The organism is Brevundimonas sp. (assembly GCF_029946145.1).
Classification (GTDB): domain Bacteria; phylum Pseudomonadota; class Alphaproteobacteria; order Caulobacterales; family Caulobacteraceae; genus Brevundimonas.
The window spans coordinates 40488-60267 of the sequence record NZ_JAQSDY010000008.1 but is presented as its reverse complement, the minus strand read 5'-3'; the positions used below and the strand labels follow the sequence as shown (position 1 = coordinate 60267).

The 19780-nt window shown below is 68.7% G+C and carries 23 protein-coding genes, 1 tRNA gene and 1 pseudogene; 15 read left to right on the top strand and 10 right to left on the bottom strand.

Annotated features, from left to right (window positions below; translation table 11 throughout):
* The coding region (locus PSV23_RS02300; RefSeq protein WP_300465895.1) for a hypothetical protein at positions 1-290 on the top strand (290 nt) is incomplete at its 5' end.
* Positions 291-435: 145 nt separating this feature from the next.
* Here the strand turns inward: PSV23_RS02300 and PSV23_RS02295 are convergent.
* Positions 436-756 (bottom strand): HigA family addiction module antitoxin, encoded by a 321-nt coding sequence (locus PSV23_RS02295; RefSeq protein ID WP_135062348.1) that lies wholly within the window; start codon positions 754-756, stop codon positions 436-438.
* Between the two features lie 54 nt (positions 757-810).
* Positions 811-1092, bottom strand: coding sequence for a type II toxin-antitoxin system RelE/ParE family toxin (locus PSV23_RS02290; protein ID WP_135062347.1), 282 nt, complete (start codon positions 1090-1092; stop codon positions 811-813).
* Positions 1093-1694: 602 nt separating this feature from the next.
* On the opposite strand from PSV23_RS02290, the gene PSV23_RS02285 reads away from it, so the two are divergent.
* From PSV23_RS02285 to PSV23_RS17350, 4 genes and pseudogenes are all read left to right on the top strand, one after another.
* The gene (locus PSV23_RS02285; protein ID WP_300465894.1) at positions 1695-2060 is read left to right on the top strand and encodes a hypothetical protein; all 366 of its coding nucleotides are present in this window, start codon (positions 1695-1697) and stop codon (positions 2058-2060) included.
* Positions 2061-2128: 68 nt separating this feature from the next.
* Positions 2129-2329 (top strand): sigma factor-like helix-turn-helix DNA-binding protein, encoded by a 201-nt coding sequence (locus tag PSV23_RS02280; RefSeq protein ID WP_300465893.1) that lies wholly within the window; start codon positions 2129-2131, stop codon positions 2327-2329.
* Between the two features lie 264 nt (positions 2330-2593).
* The gene (locus tag PSV23_RS02275) at positions 2594-2806 is read left to right on the top strand and encodes a hypothetical protein (protein ID WP_300465892.1); all 213 of its coding nucleotides are present in this window, start codon (positions 2594-2596) and stop codon (positions 2804-2806) included.
* Positions 2807-2818: 12 nt separating this feature from the next.
* A pseudogene (locus PSV23_RS17350) lies at positions 2819-3925 on the top strand (recombinase family protein); the annotation flags it as partial.
* A gap of 855 nt (positions 3926-4780) precedes the next feature.
* On the opposite strand, the gene PSV23_RS02265 reads toward PSV23_RS17350, so the two are convergent.
* Both PSV23_RS02265 and PSV23_RS02260 read right to left on the bottom strand, forming a co-directional pair.
* Positions 4781-4855: transfer RNA gene (locus PSV23_RS02265), tRNA-Gly, on the bottom strand.
* Positions 4856-4975: 120 nt separating this feature from the next.
* On the bottom strand, positions 4976-5758 hold the full coding sequence (locus PSV23_RS02260; RefSeq protein ID WP_300465890.1) for an SDR family NAD(P)-dependent oxidoreductase: 783 nt from the start codon (positions 5756-5758) through the stop codon (positions 4976-4978).
* 54 nt (positions 5759-5812) lie between these two features.
* On the opposite strand from PSV23_RS02260, the gene PSV23_RS02255 reads away from it, so the two are divergent.
* The gene (locus tag PSV23_RS02255) at positions 5813-6223 is read left to right on the top strand and encodes a YkvA family protein (protein ID WP_300465889.1); all 411 of its coding nucleotides are present in this window, start codon (positions 5813-5815) and stop codon (positions 6221-6223) included.
* Positions 6224-6263: 40 nt separating this feature from the next.
* On the opposite strand, the gene PSV23_RS02250 is transcribed toward PSV23_RS02255, so the two are convergent.
* Positions 6264-7265 (bottom strand): NADPH:quinone oxidoreductase family protein, encoded by a 1002-nt coding sequence (locus PSV23_RS02250; protein ID WP_300465888.1) that lies wholly within the window; start codon positions 7263-7265, stop codon positions 6264-6266.
* Between the two features lie 105 nt (positions 7266-7370).
* Between PSV23_RS02250 and PSV23_RS02245 the strand changes: the two genes are divergently transcribed.
* Both PSV23_RS02245 and PSV23_RS02240 read left to right on the top strand, forming a co-directional pair.
* On the top strand, positions 7371-8240 hold the full coding sequence (locus PSV23_RS02245; RefSeq protein WP_300465887.1) for an isoaspartyl peptidase/L-asparaginase: 870 nt from the start codon (positions 7371-7373) through the stop codon (positions 8238-8240).
* 98 nt (positions 8241-8338) lie between these two features.
* Positions 8339-8863, top strand: a complete 525-nt coding sequence (locus tag PSV23_RS02240; protein WP_300465886.1) for a hypothetical protein — start codon at positions 8339-8341, stop codon at positions 8861-8863.
* A 30-nt stretch (positions 8864-8893) separates the two neighbouring features.
* On the opposite strand, the gene PSV23_RS02235 is transcribed toward PSV23_RS02240, so the two are convergent.
* Together PSV23_RS02235 and acnA are read right to left on the bottom strand one after the other, a co-directional pair.
* Positions 8894-9670: an MBL fold metallo-hydrolase gene (locus PSV23_RS02235; RefSeq protein WP_300465885.1), complete on the bottom strand. Its 777-nt coding sequence runs from the start codon at positions 9668-9670 to the stop codon at positions 8894-8896.
* 27 nt (positions 9671-9697) lie between these two features.
* Positions 9698-12403 (bottom strand): aconitate hydratase AcnA, encoded by a 2706-nt coding sequence (gene acnA, locus PSV23_RS02230; RefSeq protein WP_300465884.1) that lies wholly within the window; start codon positions 12401-12403, stop codon positions 9698-9700.
* Between the two features lie 342 nt (positions 12404-12745).
* Here acnA and ccmA point away from each other — a divergent pair, with 342 nt between their 5' ends.
* Positions 12746-13345 (top strand): heme ABC exporter ATP-binding protein CcmA, encoded by a 600-nt coding sequence (gene ccmA / locus PSV23_RS02225; RefSeq protein WP_300465883.1) that lies wholly within the window; start codon positions 12746-12748, stop codon positions 13343-13345.
* A complete protein-coding gene (gene ccmB, locus PSV23_RS02220; RefSeq protein ID WP_300465882.1) occupies positions 13342-14007 on the top strand; it encodes a heme exporter protein CcmB in 666 nt (221 codons plus the stop codon). Before ccmA ends, ccmB begins: the two co-directional genes overlap by 4 nt.
* Before the next feature lie 54 nt (positions 14008-14061).
* On the opposite strand, the gene PSV23_RS02215 is transcribed toward ccmB, so the two are convergent.
* Positions 14062-14286, bottom strand: coding sequence for an alkylphosphonate utilization protein (locus tag PSV23_RS02215; RefSeq protein WP_055831639.1), 225 nt, complete (start codon positions 14284-14286; stop codon positions 14062-14064).
* Positions 14287-14448: 162 nt separating this feature from the next.
* Here PSV23_RS02215 and ccmC point away from each other — a divergent pair, with 162 nt between their 5' ends.
* From ccmC to PSV23_RS02190, 5 genes are read left to right on the top strand one after another with little or no spacing between them, the layout of a single operon-like run.
* Complete coding sequence (gene ccmC, locus PSV23_RS02210) at positions 14449-15168, top strand: heme ABC transporter permease CcmC (protein ID WP_300465881.1); 720 nt, start codon at positions 14449-14451, stop codon at positions 15166-15168.
* 15 nt (positions 15169-15183) lie between these two features.
* Positions 15184-15384 carry a heme exporter protein CcmD gene (ccmD, locus tag PSV23_RS02205; protein ID WP_300465880.1) on the top strand — a complete coding sequence of 67 codons (201 nt, stop codon included), beginning with the start codon at positions 15184-15186 and terminating at the stop codon, positions 15382-15384.
* Positions 15381-15959, top strand: a complete 579-nt coding sequence (locus PSV23_RS02200; RefSeq protein ID WP_300465879.1) for a DsbE family thiol:disulfide interchange protein — start codon at positions 15381-15383, stop codon at positions 15957-15959. Before ccmD ends, PSV23_RS02200 begins: the two co-directional genes overlap by 4 nt.
* Positions 15960-15993: 34 nt before the next feature.
* A complete protein-coding gene (locus PSV23_RS02195; RefSeq protein WP_300465878.1) occupies positions 15994-16218 on the top strand; it encodes a hypothetical protein in 225 nt (74 codons plus the stop codon).
* Positions 16219-16271: 53 nt separating this feature from the next.
* Positions 16272-17060, top strand: coding sequence for a DUF1223 domain-containing protein (locus tag PSV23_RS02190; protein ID WP_300465877.1), 789 nt, complete (start codon positions 16272-16274; stop codon positions 17058-17060).
* A 4-nt stretch (positions 17061-17064) separates the two neighbouring features.
* Here PSV23_RS02190 and PSV23_RS02185 read toward each other — a convergent pair whose 3' ends face one another.
* Both PSV23_RS02185 and glpK read right to left on the bottom strand, forming a co-directional pair.
* On the bottom strand, positions 17065-18159 hold the full coding sequence (locus tag PSV23_RS02185; RefSeq protein ID WP_300465876.1) for a phosphotransferase family protein: 1095 nt from the start codon (positions 18157-18159) through the stop codon (positions 17065-17067).
* Complete coding sequence (gene glpK, locus PSV23_RS02180; RefSeq protein WP_300465875.1) at positions 18156-19661, bottom strand: glycerol kinase GlpK; 1506 nt, start codon at positions 19659-19661, stop codon at positions 18156-18158. Before glpK ends, PSV23_RS02185 begins: the two co-directional genes overlap by 4 nt.
* Positions 19662-19780 lie beyond the last annotated feature (119 nt).

The following is a 19780-nucleotide window of genomic DNA, read 5'->3' as shown; positions in this document are numbered from 1 at the left end:
GAAAGGCAGACGGTTGTAGCTTAACCGGGTGTCCTCGAAACCGGGTGCAGCTCAGCGTGGAGACGCTTAAGCTAAGGTATGTGCATCTGTCGGACACCACCGCCAACGCCTTCCACTCAGGGATGACGACTGCGAACACCTACAGCCACGACAACCCTGCTGCGGCGACCGTGAAGGTCCCAGAACCGGCAGCTGTGTCGGCACATCTCAGCGAGCTAGAGCAGCTCGTGGCGATTATCAACGCCGAGAATAAAGCGTCGGAGGGGCGCCGGCCAATGATGAAGCCATAGTAAGGACTACCTCCCGCGCATCGCCCTCGTCGCAAACCTCTATCGCCGCTGCGGAAGCACGGTGGAACCAAGGGGGGCTTATGTTCTAGCGCGAAGCCATGCGGTGCTGCGGCCAAGCGCTCGTTCACGTCCGTTCGACCCCTGCTTAGGCCGGCGCGTGCAGTTGCTCGATCCTCTCCAGCTCGCCGCGCCCTTCGATTGCAGCCTTGGACAGGTCGTGGGTGGTCTGGAGGTTGATCCAGTATTGAGGGGACGTGCCGAAGACCTTGGCCAGACGCAGCGCCGTATCGGCGGTGATTGACTGCTTCTCACGCACCAAGCGCTCGATACGGGCCCGGTCCTTCAGACCCATTGCCTTGGCGAGAGCGCCGGCGCTGAGATCGTAAGCGGGCAGGTAGTCTTCCCGCAGGTGCTCGCCAGGGTGCGGCGCGGGAGCCGCGAAGTTGGCGAAGTCATGCGTCGCCATCGGCGGACTTCTCTCTTTCTGGCCCGATCCCGGGCCGCTCCACTGAGCCCCCGCTCAGTGGTAATCGACGAACTCAACGTCCTCCGGACCCTGATCGGTCCATCGGAAGCAGATGCGGAACTGGTCGTTCACGCTGATCGACCACTGCCCCGCCCGATCCTCTTGGAGGCGGTGCAGGCGGTTTCCCGGCGGATGCTTGAGATCATCGAGCCGCGTCGCCGCATCCAGCTGGAAGAGGCTGCGCCGCACCCGCTTGAAGAGGTCCGCCGGGAAACCCTTGGGGCAATTGCCCTCAAAGACCTCCCTAGCTTGCTTGCCCTTCCAACTAAGGATCACGGCGAGAGCCTTCCACGCGCAGCTTGTAGCGAGGCGTGCTACATAAGTCAAGCTTTTGTAGCGCGATTCGCTACGTTGGTGATCCGCTACGGTGAGGCGGTCTGCCGCTACAGCACTGCGACAGCCCTAGGCCCTTAATCGCACGCCTGGTCCGCCCGCTGAGTCGGCCGGAATGAAGATCACACCCGAAGCTTCAAGGCACCTTTGCACCTTGTCTAATGTGCGGGACTGCATGTCCCCTCGCCCGGATTCAAAACGTTGGATAGTGGAGGGAGCGACATCCGCCGCCTCTGCGAGTTCTCTCACTCCGAACCCTATCGCGGTCCGCGCCAGCTTGATCTGCAAAGGGGTGATAGTCGGCACGATGTGCTCCTTTGTGAGTACACCGTGTTGACTTTGTCGGGTCGGTGTGATCACTTTCGCGCACCTCGTGCCGAAACGCCAGCGGACACTGTCCGACTGCGCGCCGCTTCGTCGCCACGGAGAAATCGCGCGTGCCTGGCCACCAGCAAATGTTTTTCCAGACGCGTAAGTGGAGGTCATGCCCTCCCGAGCGAAGTCTGGCTGTCGCCTTCGTCCGCAATGCCAGGACCTTCCATGCCATGGCCTGGACCGAGGTTGATCGCTCAGGGGGAAGATCGGCCTATGCCTCCGCCATCGCAATCGAACTCGGTCTCAAGGCTTACCTGCTCCATCGCGGGTTCTCCGACGATTGGAACCGCATCCGTCTGCGTCATGATCTGAAAAAGACCCTCCGGTGCGCCCGATTGGCCGGACTGCGAGAGGTGCCAGAGGGCTTGGCCGAACTCGCCGCAGTCCTTGGACCGCTCTACGCCTCAGGGGATTTGCGATCCGGTGCGGTAGAGCCGGAGCTAACGGTCCCGCCCGAGGCCGCCGTCAGGGTGATCAGCGGCCTTCTGGACGTCGTCGAGGCGGCCATCGGGATGGACGAAGGGGCAGGGCCGTGAGCCTTGGTTGGTTCGGATGCTGGCGAGGGTCCAGGCGGGCCGCAGAACCGGACCACCACCGCGTCCTAGTGCGAGCCATCCGGCAACTGCCCCCCGACTGCCGCCACGTCTTTGTTCTGCATCGCTTCGAGGACATGCCGCTGGACGAGATCGCAGCACATCTCGGTATCGACCAAGCACTGGCCGAAGCGCGCTTGGCCGAGGCGCTCGCCCGGTTGTGCCGCGCGGTCGACGAGGCGGAAGCGCGGCAGTCTTCTGAACGCAAGTGAGGGTCGAGGGCAGGATAGGCTTTGCGCCGGCATTGTCTGACAAGCGCTGCCGTATCGACCCTCAAAGCCCGGTGTGGAGCGGAGCCGTCCGACCGCCTCAACCCCGCTTCGCGCCCTGCGGGCTGCGACGGGCGCCGCAGGCGTTGACCCGCTCGTCCGGCCCCGCTGGTGGCTCGGCAAGGATCGATGGATCGATCCGCCTTGCGAGAAGGCGGGGCCGGAAATTTGCGAGGGAGAGCTTACGAGTATGCGCCTGCTTCTAGAGTGGCCAGCTTGGCGGCCATGTACGTCCAGCCGTCATCGGAGCCGCAGAGGCGGCGGCGCCGGACTCCGCCAGCCCGGCGAGTCGAGGTACGCTCACCCATACGCATCACCGACACCTGGCCCGAGGACCTGCCGATCACCCCGGCGGAGGTGCGGGCGGTGGAGGCTTGGCTTGGTGAGGTGCTGGACGAGGTCTTCGGTCCGCGCCTCTGAGAGGATGAGGACATGACGGACACGGCTCGCCACACAGGGGTCCAGACCCGCGCCGCCCTCTACCTCAGGGTTTCAACCGGCCGGCAGGCGACCAACGACCTGTCGATCCCGGACCAGCGCCGCCAGCTTGAAGCCTACTGCGAGGCCAAGGGCTGGGAAGCGGCGGCCGAATATGTGGAGCCGGGCAACACCGCCACTGACGACCGGCGTCCTTCATTCCAGTCGATGATCGAGGCGGCCCTGATCAAGCCGCCCGGCTTCGACGTCGTCGTGGTGCACAGCTTCTCGCGGTTCTTCCGCGACCAGTTCCAGTTCGAATTCTATGTCCGGAAGCTGGCCAAGAATGGGGTGCGTCTGGTCTCCATCACCCAGGAGCTGGGCGACGATCCCATGAGCATGATGATGCGGCAGATCATGTCGCTCTTCGACGAGTACCAGTCCCGGGAGAACGCCAAGCACACTCTGCGGGCCATGAAAGAGAACGCCCGGCAAGGCTTCTGGAACGGCGCCCGCCCGCCGATTGGGTACCGCATCGTCGCCGCCGAGCAGCGCGGGTCCAAGACCAAGAAGAAGCTGGAGATCGATCCGCTCCAGGCCGAGATCGTGCGCACCATCTACCGTTGGGCGCTGACCGGTGACGGGGAGCGCGGACCGATGGGGCTCAAGACCATCGCCACGCGCCTGAACGATCAGAACATCCGGACCCGCGACGGCGGACGCTGGGGAATCAGCGCCGTGCATAAGATCCTGACCCGGTCGACCTACATGGGCGAGCACCGGTTCAATGCCCGCGACCACGAGACCAAGAAGCCGAAGCCGGAGTCCGAGCACGCCATCATGGCCGTGCCGCCAATCGTATCGAAAACGGACTACGACGCCGTCAGGGCTCACCTGACATCCCGGAATCCGAAGTGGACGCCGCCGCGCGTCTCCAGCGGACCGAACCTGCTCACCGGCATCTGCTTCTGCGGCGCCTGCGGCGGCGCGATGACCCTGAGGACGGGGAAGGGGAGCGCAGGCGGCCAGTATCGCTACTACGCCTGTTCCACCAAGGCCCGGATCGGAGCGACCGGATGCACCGGCATGTCGGTCCCGATGGACAAGCTGGACGACGCCGTCATCGACCACCTTGAAACCCGCTTGCTCGATCCGGAGCGCCTGATGCTGTTGATGGAGCAGCTTCTGGATCGTCGGGAGGAGTGGGCCGATCAGCGGCGCGGGCACGTCGCCGAGATGCGCAAGCGCGCCACCGAGGCCGAGGCCAAGCTCAATCGCCTCTATGAAGCCATCGAGAACGGGATGCTGGCGCCTGACGATCCTTCCCTAAAAGATCGGGTCGCCGAACTTTCCAGCATTCGTGACCAGGCCAGAGCCGACGCCGCGCGGGTCAGTGCATCGGTGGACCGCCTGGCGCCGACGATTACCGCCGAGTCTCTCAGTCGATTCGCGACGGCCGCGCGCCGCAAGCTCCGCGACCGCACCAGCGGCTACCGGCGAGACCACCTTCGCGCCCTGACGCAGCGCGTGGAGGTCATCAGCAAGACCGAGGCGCGCATCATCGGCTCGCGAACCCAGCTGTTGCGGGCGCTGGCGTCCAGTGATGATGGGAATTACGCCGCTGTTGGCGGAGTTCGCAGTTTTGAACCGCGATGGCGCGGGCGAAGAGATTCGAACTCTCGACCCCAACCTTGGCAAACTCACGCCGCCCGGGCGGAATTGAAAAAGGCCCGATCTGGCGACCGGGCCTCTTCAATCGACTGGAGCGGGCGAAGAGATTCGAACTCTCGACCCCAACCTTGGCAAACTCACGCCGCCCGGGCGGAATTGAAAAAGGCCCGATCTGGCGACCGGGCCTCTTCAATCGACTGGAGCGGGCGAAGAGATTCGAACTCTCGACCCCAACCTTGGCAAACTCACGCCGCCCGGGCGGAATTGAAAAAGGCCCGATCTGGCGACCGGGCCTCTTCAATCGACTGGAGCGGGCGAAGAGATTCGAACTCTCGACCCCAACCTTGGCAAGGTTGTGCTCTACCACTGAGCTACGCCCGCACTTCAGTCGGAGGCGGGCGTATAGCGGGAAGGCCCGATCCCTCGCAAGCCCCCAACGCACTTTTCCTTGCGCTCAAGCAGCGAGCGACCGCGTCGCGAGCGCTAGCGTCCTTCCTCGCGTCAGCGGGGCGCCAATCTGATGGCGCCGTCGAGCCGGATGCATTCGCCGTTGATATAGACGTTGCGGGCCAGTTCCAGCACCAGCGAGGCATAGTCCGCGGGCGTGCCCAGACGGCTGGGGAAGGGGATGGCGGCGGCGAGGGCGTCCTGGACCTTCTGGTCCATGCCCGCCATCATCGGCGTCCACATGATGCCGGGCAGGATGGTGTTGCAGCGGACGCCTTCCTGGGCCAGGTCGCGCGCGACCGGCAGGGTCATGGCGTAGACGCCGCCCTTGGACGCGGAATAGGCCGCCTGGCCGATCTGGCCGTCCTGGGCCGCCACCGAGGCGGTGTTGACGATCAGGCCCCGCTCGCCGTCCGCCATGGGCTCCAGCGTCACCATCCCGGCCGCCGACTGCGACAGGACGCGGAAGGTGCCGAACAGATTGACCCGCACGGTGCGTTCGAACTGGGCCATGTCGTGGGCGCGGATCTCGCCCGTGTCCTTCTTGCGGCTGACGGTCTTCTGGCCGGTGGCGATGCCGGCGCAGTTGACGGTCAGGCGCTCCTGCCCGTGGGCGGCGCGGGCCTTTTCGAAACCGGCGGCGACCGAGGCGTCGTCGGTCACGTCGACCAGGCAGAAGACGCCGCCGATCTCCTTCGCGATCGCTTCGCCCTTTTCCGCGTTCATGTCGAACAGGGCGACCCTGGCGCCCGTGGCCGCGATGGCCCGCGCCGTGCCTTCGCCCAGGCCCGAGGCCCCGCCCGTCACCACCGCCGCGATCGAACTGTCGAGTTTCATGGCCGCAGCCCCTATGTTGTGTGAACCTTGAGATCGCCGCGGGGTTTAGCCGCCATGTCCGCCAAAGCCAATCACGCCACCGGGCCGATCACGCCCGAGGAGGCCCTCGACCCGTCGCGCGCCCTCGTGCCCTCGATCCAGCGGGTCAACGAAGTGCGGGTGCAGAAGGGCTTCTGGCCCAAGATCCGGCGCACCGCCTCGCGCATTCCGTTCGCGGGGCAGGCCCTGTCGGTCTGGTTCGCCGCCCGCGATCCCGAGACGCCGACGGCGGCCAAGGGGATCATGGTCGGGGCGCTGGCCTATTTCGTCCTGCCGTTCGACGCCATTCCCGACATCTTCGCCGGCATCGGCTTCACCGACGACGCCGCGGTGATCGCGGCGCTGATCGCCACCCTCGGCGCCAATATCAAACGCCGGCACAAGGACCAGGCCCGGTCCGCGCTGGAGCGGCTGCGCGAGGATTGATCCAGTCCGCTCATCCCCGCGAAGGCGGGGATGAGCGGAATCAGTTTTCCACCGTCACCACCACCTTGCCCATCACCGAGCGGTCGCCCAGCGCCTTGATGGCCTCATGGGCGCGCTCCAGCGGGAAGGTCTGGCTGACGCGCGGGCGGATCCTGCCGTCCTCCCAGAAGCGCAGCAGGTCGGCCATGTTGGCGGCGTGGGCGGCGGGGTCGCGCATCACGGCGGCGCCCCAGAACACCCCGATCACCGACACCGACTTCAGCAGGGTCAGGTTCAGCGGCAGCAAGGGAATGCCGGCCGGGAAGCCGACCACCAGATAGCGGCCGTTCCAGTCCATCGAGCGGATGGCGGGCTCGCAATAGTCGCCGCCGACGGCGTCATAGACCACGTCCGGCCCGTCGCGGCCCGAGGCCAGCTTCAGCTCGCCCGACAGCTCCTTCTGGGCCGCCTTGTCCATCTCGCCCGACGGATAGATCAGGCCGTTGTCGGCCCCCGCCTCCAGCGCGAATTGCACCTTGTCGTTGGTCGAGGCGGCGGCGATCACATGCGCGCCCATGGCCTTGCCCAGTTCGACCGCCGCGACGCCCACGCCGCCGGCCGCCCCCAGCACCAGCAGGCTCTCGCCCGCCTTCAGCTGGGCCCGGTCCTTCAGGGCGTAGTACGAGGTGCCATAGGTCATCACCAGGGCGGCGGCTGTGTTGAAATCCATGGCGTCGGGGATCTTCATCACCGAAGCCGCCGGGACCGCCAGCCGCTCGACCATGCCGCCCCAGCCGGGCACGGCGATGACGCGGTCGCCCTTGCGGACGTTGGTGACGCCTTCGCCGAGGGCCTCGACCACGCCCGCCACCTCGCCGCCGGGCGAGAAGGGCCGCGTCGGCTTGAACTGGTAGCGGTCCTCGATGATCAGGGTGTCGGGGAAGTTGACCCCGATGGCCCGCACCTCGATCACGACCTCGCCCTTCATCGGCCGGGGGTCCATGACCTCCTCGACCACCAGGGTTTCGGGACCGCCGGGAGCCTTGGACAGGACAGCGCGCATGGGGAGGTCTCTCGCAAAGGCGTCCCGCCCCGGTGGCGCGCGCGTCGGCTTGAGGCTAATCAGCGCCACGCCCGTTTGAAAGAGGCGATCAGGAGACGACCCTTCATGACGGCCCTCATCCTCCACGGCGGCGCGGGCGCCCGGCGCGAACGCAACTACGACCGCGAGACCGCACATATGCGCGAGGTGGTCGAGGCCATGAAGGCGCGGCTGGACGCGGGCGCATCGGCGCTGGACGTGGCGGTCGAAACCACGGTGCTGCTGGAGGACTCCGGTCTCTACGTCGCCGGTCGCGGCGCCTCGCCCAATCTGGCCGGCGCCTATGAGCTGGACGCCAGCCTGATGGATGGGGCGACCCGCAAGGCCGGCGCCGTCGCCGCCCTGCAGGGCTTCCGCAATCCGGTCGTCGCCGCCCGCGCCGTCATGGACCGCACCCCCCACGTCATGCTGGCCGGCGAGGGCGCGGCCCTGTTCGCCCTCGACCAGGGTCTGGAAATGATCGGCGACGAGGAGGCCTGGTTCACCCGGGCCGGTCAGGGCGAGGACAATCACCCGCCGGGGACGCTCAGCCACGGCACCGTCGGCTGCTGCGTGCTGGACGATCAGGGTCGGCTGGCCGCGGCCACCTCGACAGCCGGCGTGTTCGGCAAGATGCCGGGGCGCGTCGGCGACACCCCCATCCCCGGCGCCGGCAGCTGGGCCGACGGCCGGGTCGCCGTCTCGGGCACGGGACAGGGCGAATATTTCATCCGCGTCGCCGCCTGCGCCCAGGTCAGCTGGCGCGTCGGCGCGGGCCAGACCCTGGCCGAGGCCGGCCGCGCGGTCATCGACGAGATCGGCGCCATGGGCGGCGACGGCGGCCTGATCGCCCTCGACCGCGACGGGAACATCGCCCACCCTTTCAACAGCCAGGGCATGAAACGGGCCTGGCTGACGCCCGGCGGCGACATCGGGGTCGAGGTGTTCGGCCGCTAGACCGGCGCCTTACGGCGATTTAATCTTCCGGAGAACCCGGTTCATCGGGCGTTCACCGCCCGTTACGCTAAAGCTTGCCGCGAAACCGGGAGCCCCCAATGAAGTCCGCCGCCATCCTCGCCACCGTCCTGCTCGCCACCGCGGCCTGCGCTCCCGTCATTGAGGGGGGACCGCCGATCGACCTGCCCCCGGGCCTCCAGGAAACGGCGCAGGTCGGCAGCATCACCCTGTCCACCGACTGGCTGAACGCCGAGGACGATTTCTCCGACACCTTCTCCGACGAGGTCCATGAGGAGCTGAGGCGCTGCATGTGGGGCACGGCGCCGGTCGACGTCCGCATCCACCTCGACCGGATACAGCGCGCCGGCCGGCTGGAAACCCTGCTGAACGGCGACGGCGTCCACACCCTGTCCGGCACGGTGGAGTTCGTCGATCCCTCGCATGGCGACCGCATCGTCGGCCGCTTTCCTGTCTCCGTGGCGACCAGCGCCCAGGGGCGCCTCGGCGGCCTGCTCGGCGACCGCCAGATGATGGTCTCGGAAGAGTTTGGCCGCGCCGTCTGCGACCAGGCGTTCGGCCGCAACCCCCGGGATCGCGGCCCGCACAACGCGACGGCGGGCTGAGGCGAGGAGAGGGCCGGCGGCCGTTCGGCCTCAGGTCCCGTCTTCCCCGGCGGGAAACGCCAGAATCTCCCCGTCCGCCGGTATCCGCAGCCGCCGGCGCTGCGGCTCCCCAACCTCGGCCGCCGCCGCCCGATCAAGATCGGCCCGCGAAACAGTGGCGTGATCAACCGCGTCCAGATGCGTCGCCACAACCGTCGCGGACGGCGACAGCCGCAAGGTTTCGAGGACCATGGCGGCATCCATGACCAGCGGACCTGAGCCCTGCCAGTCCGCGCCGCATGCGTGCACCACGATCCCTTCCGGCCTTTCCGACCGAATGACGTCGCGCACCTCGTCGCACAGGATGCTGTCTCCGACCCAGTAAAGCGAGGGCTCGCCCGGGGCGCGCAGGAGGAAGCCCGACACCTCGCCCATCGCCGCCAGGACGTCGTCCGGTCCGTGCCGGCCGGGCGTCAGGACGATCTCGACCGACCCTACCGCCGCCGACCCGTCCACGACGACGATATCGGCGATGCCGAGGGCCCGCAGACCTGCCACGTCACGGGCGGGCGCGAGCACGGGCGTCCCGGGACGAATCGCCTTCGCCGCGACGGCGTCGAAATGATCAGAGTGCAGATGTGACACCAGGACCGCGTCGATCCCGTCGACAACCGCTTCGACCGGCATCGGCAGGTCGACGAGGGGCGAGCGGACGTCGCCCGAATAGCTTCGCCCCTCGCCCTTCGCCGCGAGCCACGGATCGATCAGCAGGGTGACGCCCGCCATCGACACGCGGATCGTGGCGCTGCGGACGAGCTGTATCTGCAACCCGGGCTCCCTTGCGCGACCTTCTGACTACTCGGCCGTACCGCGCGCCAGGTTGCGCAGCACATAGGGCATGACCCCGCCGGCCTTGAAGTAGTCCATCTCGGTCTGGTTATCGATGCGGCAGCGGACCGGGAAGCGGGCCATCTTGCCGTCCGACGGACGGAACAGCTCGACCCACAGGTCCTGACGCGGACGCAGGCGGCCGACGTTGGCGTCCGACAGGCCGCGGATGGTGACGATCTCCTCGCCGGTCAGGCCCAGACGCAGCCAGCCCTCGGCCTTGAACTGCAGCGGCACGACGCCCATTCCGACCAGGTTCGAGCGGTGGATGCGCTCATAGCTCTCGGCGATCACCGCGCGGACGCCCAGCAGGCGGGTGCCCTTGGCCGCCCAGTCGCGCGACGAGCCGGTGCCGTATTCCTTGCCGGCGAACACGACCAGCGGGCGGCCCTCGGACTGGTAGCGCATGGCGGCGTCATAGATCGACATCGTGTCCTGCGACGGGAAGTGGCGCGTGACGCCGCCCTCGATGTCCGGGGTGATCTTGTTGCGGATGCGGATGTTGGCGAAGGTGCCGCGCATCATGACTTCGTGGTGCCCGCGGCGGGCGCCGTAGCTGTTGAAGTCCAGGGCGTCGACGCCGCGGTTGGTCAGATAGGCGCCGGCCGGCGAGGTCTTCTTGATCGAACCGGCCGGGCTGATGTGGTCGGTGGTGATCGAGTCGCCGAAGATGGCCAGTACGCGCGCCTCGACGATGTCGGCGACCGGCGCCGGCTCCATCGACAGGCCCTCGAAATACGGAGGGTTGGCGACATAGGTCGAGGCCTCGTCCCAGGCGTAGGTCTGGCCGCCCTCGACCTTGATGCCCTGCCAGTGCTTGTCGCCCTTGAAGACGTCGGCGTAGCGTTTGGCGAACATGGCCGGGGTGACGCATTTCTTCTGGATGTCGGCGATCTCCTTCGAGGTCGGCCAGACGTCCTTGAGGAAGACGTCCTTGCCCTTCTTGTCCTTGCCGATCGGATCCTTCGAGATGTCGATCCGCATCGAGCCGGCCAGGGCGTAGGCCACGACCAGCGGCGGCGAGGCCAGATAGTTGGCCTGGACGTCGGGGTTCACCCGGCCTTCAAAATTGCGGTTGCCCGAGAGCACCGAGGTGGCGACGAGGCCGTTCTCGTTGATGGCTTTCGAAATGCTGTCCGACAGCGGGCCCGAGTTGCCGATGCAGGTGGTGCAGCCGTAGCCGACCAGGTTGAAGCCCATGGCGTCCAGATCGGCCTGCAGGCCGGCGGCGGTCAGATAGTCGGTGACCACCTGCGAGCCGGGGGCCAGCGAGGTCTTGACCCACGGCTTGACCTTCAGGCCCAGCTTGTGGGCCTTGCGCGCCACCAGGCCGGCGGCGATCAGGACCGACGGGTTGGAGGTGTTGGTGCAGCTGGTGATGGCGGCGATGACGACGTCGCCGTCGCCGAGGTCGAACTTCTCACCTTCCACGGCGACGCGCGGGGCGTCGACCGGACGGTTGAAGACCTCGCCCAGGGCGGTTTCGAACGACGGGGCGGCGACGGTCAGCTCGACCTTGTCCTGCGGACGCTTGGGACCGGCCAGCGACGGCACGACCGCGCCCATGTCCAGTTCCAGCACGTCGGTGAAGATCGGGTCTTCCGAGGTTTCGTCGATCCACAGCCCCTGCGCCTTGGCGTAGGCTTCGACCAGGGCGACGCGCGCCTTGTCGCGCCCCGTGGCGGTCAGATAGTCGATGGTCGCGCGCGACACCGGGAAGAAGCCGCAGGTGGCGCCGTATTCCGGGGCCATGTTGGCGATGGTGGCCTGGTCCTCGATGGTCAGGCTGGTCACGCCGGGGCCGAAGAATTCGACGAATTTGCCGACCACGCCCTTCTTGCGCAGCATCTGGGTGACGGTCAGGACCAGGTCGGTGGCGGTCGTGCCTTCCGACATGGCGCCGGTCAGGCGGAAGCCGATGACCTCGGGGATCAGCATCGGGATCGGCTGGCCCAGCATGGCCGCCTCGGCCTCGATGCCGCCCACGCCCCAGCCCAGAACGGCCAGGCCGTTGATCATGGTGGTGTGGCTGTCGGTGCCGACGACAGTGTCAGGATAGGCGACGGTCTTCTTGCCCTCTTCCAGCGTCCAGACAGTCTGGGCCAGATTCTCCAGGTTCACCTGGTGGCAGATGCCGGTGCCGGGGGGCACGACGCGGAAATTGTTGAAGGCCGAGGACCCCCAGCGCAGGAATTTGTAGCGCTCGATGTTGCGCTCGTATTCGCGCTCGACGTTCTGGTTGAAGGCGCCGGGCGTGCCGAAATGATCGACCATGACCGAGTGGTCGATGACCAGGTCGACGGGGTTCAGCGGGTTGATCTTGGTCGGATCGGCGCCGAGCGCGCTCATGGCGTCGCGCATGGCGGCCAGGTCGACGACGGCGGGCACGCCGGTGAAGTCCTGCATCAGCACCCGGGCCGGGCGGAAGGCGATCTCGTGCTCGACCGAGCCCTTGTTCTCGGTCCAGGCGGCGATGGCGCGCAGGTCGGCTTCGGTGACGGAAACCCCGTCCTCGTTGCGCAGCAGGTTCTCCAGCAGCACCTTCATGGAGCGGGGCAGACGGGAAATCCCGGCCAGACCGGCTTCCTCGGCGGCCGGAAGGCTGTAATAGGCGTATTTCTTGCGCCCGACGGAAAGGTCCTGACGGGTCTTGAGGCTGTCGTTCGACGGCATGGAGAGGCTTCCTCTGGTCAACGCCGCCCGACAATCCGGTTGCACGAACGCGCGGCTTGCGGCGGGGCGCACAGGTCCCCGACGCGCGCGACGATCGCCTGCTGCGGCGAGCCCGGATATAGCGATGGTTCCCTGCGCCGTCCATGTACCCACGTCGGGAGCATGGGCATTGCGAAACGTTCGCACAAATCCTCTCCCTCCCCCTCCGGAGGAGGGTGGTCGCGCAGCGACCGGGTGGGGGCGGCTAGGCAAGGCGAGCGCCGGCGTCTGTCTCGCCGAGCCCCTCCCACCCCGTTGTCGCTGCGCGCCAACGACCCTCCCCCGGGGGGGGAGGGAGATGTCATGCTGACCGCCGCCGCCCTCACCGTCTCCCGCGGCGAACGGGTACTGTTCCGCGACCTGTCGTTCTCGCTCGCCTCGGGCGAGGCCCTGGCCCTGACCGGGGCCAACGGCGCGGGCAAGACCAGCCTGCTTCGCACCCTGGCCGGCTTCATCCGCCCCGATGCCGGAACCGTCGCCTTCGCCGACATCGAACCCGCCGGGGCCCGGGCGCGCCACATCCACTGGCTGGGCCATCTGGACGGGCTGAAGGGCGCGCGCACGGCGCGGGACGAGTTGAACTTTCAGGCGCAGTGGCTGGGCGCCTCCGCCGACGGCGTCGCCGCCGCCGTCGACGTGCTGGCGCTGGAGCCGCTGCTGGGCCTCGAGGTGCGCAAGCTGTCGGCCGGTCAGCGTCGGCGTCTCGCCTTCGCCCGGCTGGTCGCCGCGCCGCGCCCGATCTGGCTGCTGGACGAGCCCTTCGCCCCGCTGGACGCCCGCTGGCGCGCCGCCCTCGGCCTGTTGATGCAGGCGCACCTCGACAAGGGCGGCGGCATCATCGCCGCCGTACACGATCCCCTGCCCCTGCCGGCGCGCGCCCTCGACATCGGAGCAGGACGATGAGTGCGCTGATCATCCTGTGGCGGCGCGAACTCGCCCTGGCCTGGGCCGGCGGCGGCGGCCCCCTGCTGGCCTGCGGCTTCTTCCTCTGTCTGACGGTGCTGGTCCCGCTGGCGGCGGGCGGGGATCCGGCGGGGCTGAAGCCCGTCGCGGGCGGAATCGCCTGGCTGGCCCTGGCCCTGTCATCGATCCTGTCGCTGGAACGGTTGTTCGAGCGGGACCACGAGGATGGCGCCCTGGACCTGATCACCCTCGGTCCGGTTCCGCTGGAGCTGGTCGTGCTGGCCAAGGCCAAGGCCCAGTGGCTGGCCGTCGGCGCCCCGCTGGCGCTCACCGCCCCGCTCGCCGCCGTGACCCTCGGCCTGCCGCCGGCGCTCGCGCCGCTGGTCGGCCTGTCGGCCCTGATCGGCGCCCTCGGCTTCGCCCTGACGGGAGCGCTCGGCGCGGCCCTCGCCCTCGGCGCCAAACGCGGCGGCCTGCTGATCGCTGTCGTCGTCCTGCCGCTGTTCATTCCGCCGGTGGTGTTCGGCGCGGGCGCGCTGGAGCGGGCGGCGAACGGCCTCGACCCCACACCGGCCCTCGCCTTCCTCGCCGCCTATGTGCTGTTCGCCGGGGTGGTCACGCCCTTCGCGGCGGCGGCGGCGATCCGGAATGCGCAGGGCTGACGCGGACCGCGCTCAGGCAGCGAACCGCCGCGCGGCGGGCGGTAGCGCCCCGGATCAGGCCTTCTTGACGAACTCGGTCCGCAGCACGAGACCGCGCACCTTGTCGACATTGGCCTCGATCTCGTCGGTGTCGCCGGTCAGCCGGATATTCTTGACCAGGGTCCCGCGTTTCAGCGTCACCCCGCCCGAGCCCTTGACCTTCAGATCCTTGATCAGGGTCACGCTATCGCCATCGGCGAGGACGTTGCCGTTGGAATCCTTTGTCACATCATCAGTCATGGCGTGCCTTTCAGACTTGAGTCGCGACGCTCTAGCACAGCCTGGCCTCAAGTCGCGCGCGGCGCGACAGGCCGCGACATGCGCTCAGGTAGCGCGAAGCGCGATAGCCCACTAAGCGGCTCATGTAGCGCGAAGCGCGATAGCCCACTAAAGAACCCCGCGATGTTCCTCGCCAACCCCGACCGCTTCCTGCGCTTCACCCGCCCGCTGACGCCGGTGCTGTGGGCGCTGGCCGCCACCCTGCTGGCCGCCGGGACCTGGTTCGCGTTCGCCGCGCCCGAGGACTACCAGCAGGGCGACACGGCGCGGATCATGTTCGTGCACGTGCCGGCCGCCTCGGTCGGGCTGATGATCTATGCGGCCCTGGGCGTCTCCAGCTTCTTCGCCCTGGTGTTCCGCCATCCGCTGGCCGACGCCGCCGCGCGCGCGGCGGCGCTGCCCGGCGCAGCCTACACCCTGCTGGCCCTGATCACCGGCAGCCTGTGGGGCAGGCCGATGTGGGGCGCCTGGTGGGCGTGGGGCGACGCACGGCTGATGTCGGTGCTGATCCTGTTCCTGTTCTACCTCGGCTATATGGCCCTGCGGGCCTCGATCGACGACGAGGCGAAAGCCGCCCGCGCCGCCGCCGTGCTGGGCCTGGTCGGACTGGTCAATCTGCCGATCGTGAAATTCTCGGTCGACTGGTGGAACACCCTGCACCAGCCCGCCTCGCTGCTGAGGGCCGACGGTCCGGCCATGCCCGCGGTCTTCCTCGCTCCGCTGCTGACCATGATGGCGGCCTTCGGCGTCTTCTTTCTCGCCGTCTGGATCACCTCGATCCGCACCGAGATCGTCCGCCGCCGGGTCCTCACCCTGCGCGCCCGGCGCGCCCATGAAGCCTAGAACGGGAGGCCTGAAATGATCGACCTCGACATGGGCGCCTACGCTGCCTTCGTCTGGCCCGCCTGGGGTCTCAGCGCCGCCGTGCTGGCCGCCCTCGCCGCCCGCGCCCTGACCGCGTCGCGGCGCTGGAACGCGGAACTGAAGCGCCTCGACAGTGAGACGGGCGCCCCCGCGCGCGCTCAAGCAGGGCAAAGCCCGATAGCGCAAACAAAATGAGCCGCTGGCTTTCCGTCATTCCGCTGGTGGTTCTGGCCGCCCTCGCGGTCCTGTTCATCGGCTGGTCGCTGAAGCGTGATCCGGCGATCAAGCCCGACGCCCTGGTCGGCCAGTCGATCCCCGAGACCGTCCTGCCGATCCTGACCGGCGCCACCCCCGGGCCAGGTCATGTCGACATCAGGACGGCCGGAGTCGGCAAGCCGATGCTGGTCAATGTCTTCGCCAGCTGGTGCCTGCCCTGCCGCGCCGAGCATCCGAAGCTGATGACGCTGAAGGCGCGCGGCGTCGCCGTCGTCGGCGTGGCCTGGAAGGACGACCCCGCCGACACCCGCGCCTTCCTCGACGAACTGGGCGATCCCTATTCGATGGTGCTGGTCGACCGCGAGGGCCGCGCCGGACTGGATCTGGGCATTACCGGCGCGCCAGAAACCTTCGCCGTCAACGCCATGGGCCAGGTCGTCGCCAAATCATCCGGCCCCCTTGTCGACGACGCCGAGATCGAGCGGATGGTCGACGCCATCCAGGCCCCGCCTCGCCCGCTGCCGACGGCGACATCCCGTGGCGGGGGCCGTTAACCCATTTCCGACGGTTTTGATTAACCCTGTCGGCATGAGCGCGATTCGTCCCAACCTGCCCTCGACCCTGTTCCCGACGCACCCCGCCGGCCAGACGCCCGTGCGCGCCTCGCGCTCGGACTTCTTCAAGGCCGCCCTGGACGCCGTTCAGGGCCCGCCGGCCGAGCCCGACCTGCGCGCCGCCGCGCCGCAACCGACCGCCGCGGCCTTCGAGGATCGCCCGATCCGTCCGGGCGCCCTGCTGGACATCCGCGTCTAGGCGCGTCCAGGACTGTCCACGATCCGTTCGGCCTTCACGCGAAAATGAGCGGCGTGTTTTCGCCCGCCGTGATTAACCTCGCCGCCATGCGCACGAGGGGCTGGATCATCCCTGCGGCGGCCCTCGCGGCCGCATTGCTGGCGGCGGGGGCGGGAGCCCAGCCGTCGCCCACCCGCGTGGCCAGCCGCGACGCGCCCCCGCCCGAGCCGGTCGTCGTCGAGCTGTTCACCGCCCAGGGCTGCGCCGGCTGCCCCGAGGCCAACGCCCGGATCGAAGCCGTGGCCGACGAGCCCGGCGTCATCGCCCTGACCTGGGCCGTCGACTACTGGGACTATCTGGGCTGGCAGGACACCTTCGCCCGGCCCGAGTTCGCCCAGCGCCAGCGCGCCTACCGCCGGCCGCTGCGCCTGCGCGACGTCTCGACCCCCCAGGTCGTGATCGACGGCCGCCGTCAGGTGGTGGGGGCCGGCGGCGCGGCCCTGCAATCCGCCATCGACGAGGAGGCCGCGCGCCGCATCTTCCCGCCCGAGATCGAGTTCCGGGACACCGGCGACGAGGTCGGCGTCGGCTCCGGTTCGGCCCCCGCCGGCGGGGCCGAGGTGGTGGCGGTGATGTACATGCCCGGTCCGCAGACGGTGGAGATCGCCCGCGGCGACAACCGCGGCCGCAGCGTTCGCCACACCAATGTCGTCCGCTCGGTCCGGACCCTGGGCGACTGGACCGGCCAGCCGCGTCTCTACGCCCTGCCCGCCGCGCGCGATCCCGGTCAGGCGGTCGCCATCCTCGTTCAGGGCAAGGGCGACCGGCGCATCCTCAACGCCGCCGTCCTGCCGCCGGGCTAGAGACTCAGGCCCCCGCCTTTTTCGCGAAGCTCAAGGCTCCCGCGGCCAGCATCGGAACCTGTTCGGCCATGGTGCGGGCGTGGACGCTGGCGGCGGTGCCGTCGCGCACCCGCCCGGCGATGCCCTGACAGATGGCCGCCAGCCGGAACAGATTATAGGCGAACAGCCAGTCCAGATTGCCCGGCGCCGCCCCCGTCAGCCGGGCGTAGCGCTCGACCGTCTGCTCGACGGACGGGATTCCCAGCGCCTCGATATCCGCGCCGGCCAGGCCGTTGCGCGCGCTGGCCGGAATCACCCAGGCGATCAGCAGATAGGAAAAGTCCGCCATCGGATCGCCGAGCGTCGACAGCTCCCAGTCCAGCACCGCCCGCACCTCGGCCGCATCCGGCGCGAGGATCAGGTTGTCGAGACGGAAGTCGCCGTGGACGATCCGCGTCGGCCCTTCCGGCGGCAGGGTGGCGGGCAGGAATTCGATCAGCCGGTCCATGGCCGGGATCGGCTCGATCTCGGACGCCCGGTACTGTTTGGTCCAGCGCCCGACCTGCCGCTCGAAATAGTTGCCGGGCCGGCCGTAGTCGCCCAGGCCGATGGCGGCGGGGTCGTAGGCGTGCAGGGCCGCCAGCGTATCCACCTGGACGTCATAGATCGCCCGCCGCTGCGCCGGCTCCATGCCGGGCAGTTTGAGGTCCCACAGCACCCGCCCCTCGACCTTGTCCATGACATAGAACATCGAGCCGATGACGGCATCGTCCGTACACAGAGCATAGGGCCGCGCGACCGGATATCCCTGCGCGTGCAGGGCCGAGATGACGGTGAATTCGCGGTCCACCGCATGGGCGCTGGCCAGCAGCGTGCCCGGCGGCTTGCGGCGCAGCACATAGGTTCGCCCCGGCGTGGCCAGTTCATAGGTGGGGTTCGACTGCCCGCCCTTGAACTGGCGCATCGTCAGCGGCCCGGCGTAGTCCTCGACATTCGCCGACAACCAGCGCTCCAGCGCCGCCGCGTCGAGCGCGTGGCGGGGATCGACCTCGCGCGTGCCGGAGAAGGTCGCCTGGGCGTCTTCGGAAAGGGTGGGGGCGGCGGTGTCAGGTGTGGTCATGTCTGGTCCGGATTCGCGGCGATGATGGCGGCCCGCACCGCCCCGCGCCAGCCCCTCAGCAGCCGTTCCCGCTCGCCGGCCTCCATGCGGGGCGTCCAGCGGGCCGGCGCCTCGACCGGATGATCCTCCAGATCGCCGATCAGACCGACGCCCAGCGCCGCCAGCTTGGCCGCCCCCAGCGCTGTCATCTCCTGAAACGCCGGCCGCTCGACCACCACCTCGCAGATGTCGGCCACGAACTGCATGGCGAAGGCGTTGGCGGTGACCCCGCCGTCGACCTTCAGCACCTTCAGCCCCGGCGCCCCGTCCTTCGCCAGGGCGTCCAGCAGGTCGCGCGTCTGATAGGCCAGGCTCTCCAGCGCCGCCCGCACCATGTGCGCCGGCCCGCTGTCGCGCGTCAGGCCGGTGATCGTCCCCCGCGCCTCCGGCTCCCACCACGGCGCGCCCAGTCCGGTGAAGCCGGAGACCAGATAGACGCCGCCGTTGTCCTTCAGCGTCTGCGCCAGCGCCTCGGACTGGCGCGAGTCGCTGATGACCTTCAGCCCGTCGCGCAGCCACTGGATCGCCGACCCGGCCGAGAAGATCGATCCCTCCAGCGCATACGCGACGTCGTCGTCGACGGCGTAGCCCAACGTGCCCAGCAACCGGCTGGTCGAAGCCACGGGCGCGGCGCCGACATTGGCGACCAGAAACGCCCCGGTGCCGTAGGTGATCTTGGCGTCCCCGGCCTTGAGCGCGCCGTGGCCGACCAGCGCCGCCTGCTGGTCCCCGGCCGACCCGTGGATGGGCAGGGCCGCGCCGAACAGCGACGGCTCGCAGTCGCCCAGATGATCGGCGCACCCCCGGATCTCCGGCAGCACCGCCATGGGCACATCGAACAGCTCGGCCAGATCGGCGCGCCACTCACGCGTCGCCAGATCCATCAGCGAGGTGCGGCTGGCGTTGGTGGCGTCGGTGACGTGGCTGGTCCCGCCGGTGAGCTTCCAGATCAGCCAGGTCTCGATGGTCCCGACCTTGACCTCGCCCCTCGCCGCCCGGTCCCGCGCGCCCGGAACCGCGTCCAGCAGCCAGGCGAATTTCGAGGCCGAGAAATAGGGATCGAGGATCAGACCCGTCGCCGCCTGCACCATGGGTTCATGCCCCGCGGCGGCCAGCTTGCCCGTGGCCGCCGCCGTGCGCCGGTCCTGCCAGACGATGGCGCGGTGCAGCGGCTCGCCCGTCGCCGCGTCCCACAACACCGAGGTCTCGCGCTGGTTGGTGATGCCGATCGCTGCGAACCGCCCGACCCCGCCCGCCTTGCGGATCACCTCGCGGCAGGTCTGCAGCGTCGCGGTCCAGATCCCGGCGGCGTCATGCTCGACCCAACCGGACTGCGGAAAATGCTGCTCCAGCTCGATCTGGCTGACCGCGACGGGCCGCAGCCCGCCCTCGGGCGCGCATTCGAAGGCGATGGCGCGAGTGGACGTCGTGCCCTGGTCGATGGCGAGGATGAGACTCTTCATCGTCGGACGTTAGCCCGCCGTCACTCGTACAAAAACCCGCTCATCCCGGCGAAAGCCGGGACCCGGTGCTTTGGGCGATGCGGCCGAGCCGACGGCCCACGCGCGCCAATCCCCAAACG

Bases quoted from the DNA above. Each gene is read 5' to 3' on its own strand.
- PSV23_RS02295 (WP_135062348.1), bottom strand. From the start codon at position 756: ATGGCGACGCATGACTTCGCCAACTTCGCGGCTCCCGCGCCGCACCCT.
- PSV23_RS02285 (WP_300465894.1), top strand. From the start codon at position 1,695: ATGGCCTGGACCGAGGTTGATCGCTCAGGGGGAAGATCGGCCTATGCC.
- PSV23_RS02260 (WP_300465890.1), bottom strand. From the start codon at position 5,758: ATGAAACTCGACAGTTCGATCGCGGCGGTGGTGACGGGCGGGGCCTCG.
- PSV23_RS02255 (WP_300465889.1), top strand. From the start codon at position 5,813: ATGTCCGCCAAAGCCAATCACGCCACCGGGCCGATCACGCCCGAGGAG.
- PSV23_RS02250 (WP_300465888.1), bottom strand. From the start codon at position 7,265: ATGCGCGCTGTCCTGTCCAAGGCTCCCGGCGGTCCCGAAACCCTGGTG.
- PSV23_RS02245 (WP_300465887.1), top strand. From the start codon at position 7,371: ATGACGGCCCTCATCCTCCACGGCGGCGCGGGCGCCCGGCGCGAACGC.
- PSV23_RS02240 (WP_300465886.1), top strand. From the start codon at position 8,339: ATGAAGTCCGCCGCCATCCTCGCCACCGTCCTGCTCGCCACCGCGGCC.
- acnA (WP_300465884.1), bottom strand. From the start codon at position 12,403: ATGCCGTCGAACGACAGCCTCAAGACCCGTCAGGACCTTTCCGTCGGG.
- ccmA (WP_300465883.1), top strand. From the start codon at position 12,746: ATGCTGACCGCCGCCGCCCTCACCGTCTCCCGCGGCGAACGGGTACTG.
- ccmB (WP_300465882.1), top strand. From the start codon at position 13,342: ATGAGTGCGCTGATCATCCTGTGGCGGCGCGAACTCGCCCTGGCCTGG.
- PSV23_RS02215 (WP_055831639.1), bottom strand. From the start codon at position 14,286: ATGACTGATGATGTGACAAAGGATTCCAACGGCAACGTCCTCGCCGAT.
- ccmC (WP_300465881.1), top strand. From the start codon at position 14,449: ATGTTCCTCGCCAACCCCGACCGCTTCCTGCGCTTCACCCGCCCGCTG.
- ccmD (WP_300465880.1), top strand. From the start codon at position 15,184: ATGATCGACCTCGACATGGGCGCCTACGCTGCCTTCGTCTGGCCCGCC.
- PSV23_RS02200 (WP_300465879.1), top strand. From the start codon at position 15,381: ATGAGCCGCTGGCTTTCCGTCATTCCGCTGGTGGTTCTGGCCGCCCTC.
- PSV23_RS02195 (WP_300465878.1), top strand. From the start codon at position 15,994: ATGAGCGCGATTCGTCCCAACCTGCCCTCGACCCTGTTCCCGACGCAC.
- PSV23_RS02185 (WP_300465876.1), bottom strand. From the start codon at position 18,159: ATGACCACACCTGACACCGCCGCCCCCACCCTTTCCGAAGACGCCCAG.
- glpK (WP_300465875.1), bottom strand. From the start codon at position 19,661: ATGAAGAGTCTCATCCTCGCCATCGACCAGGGCACGACGTCCACTCGC.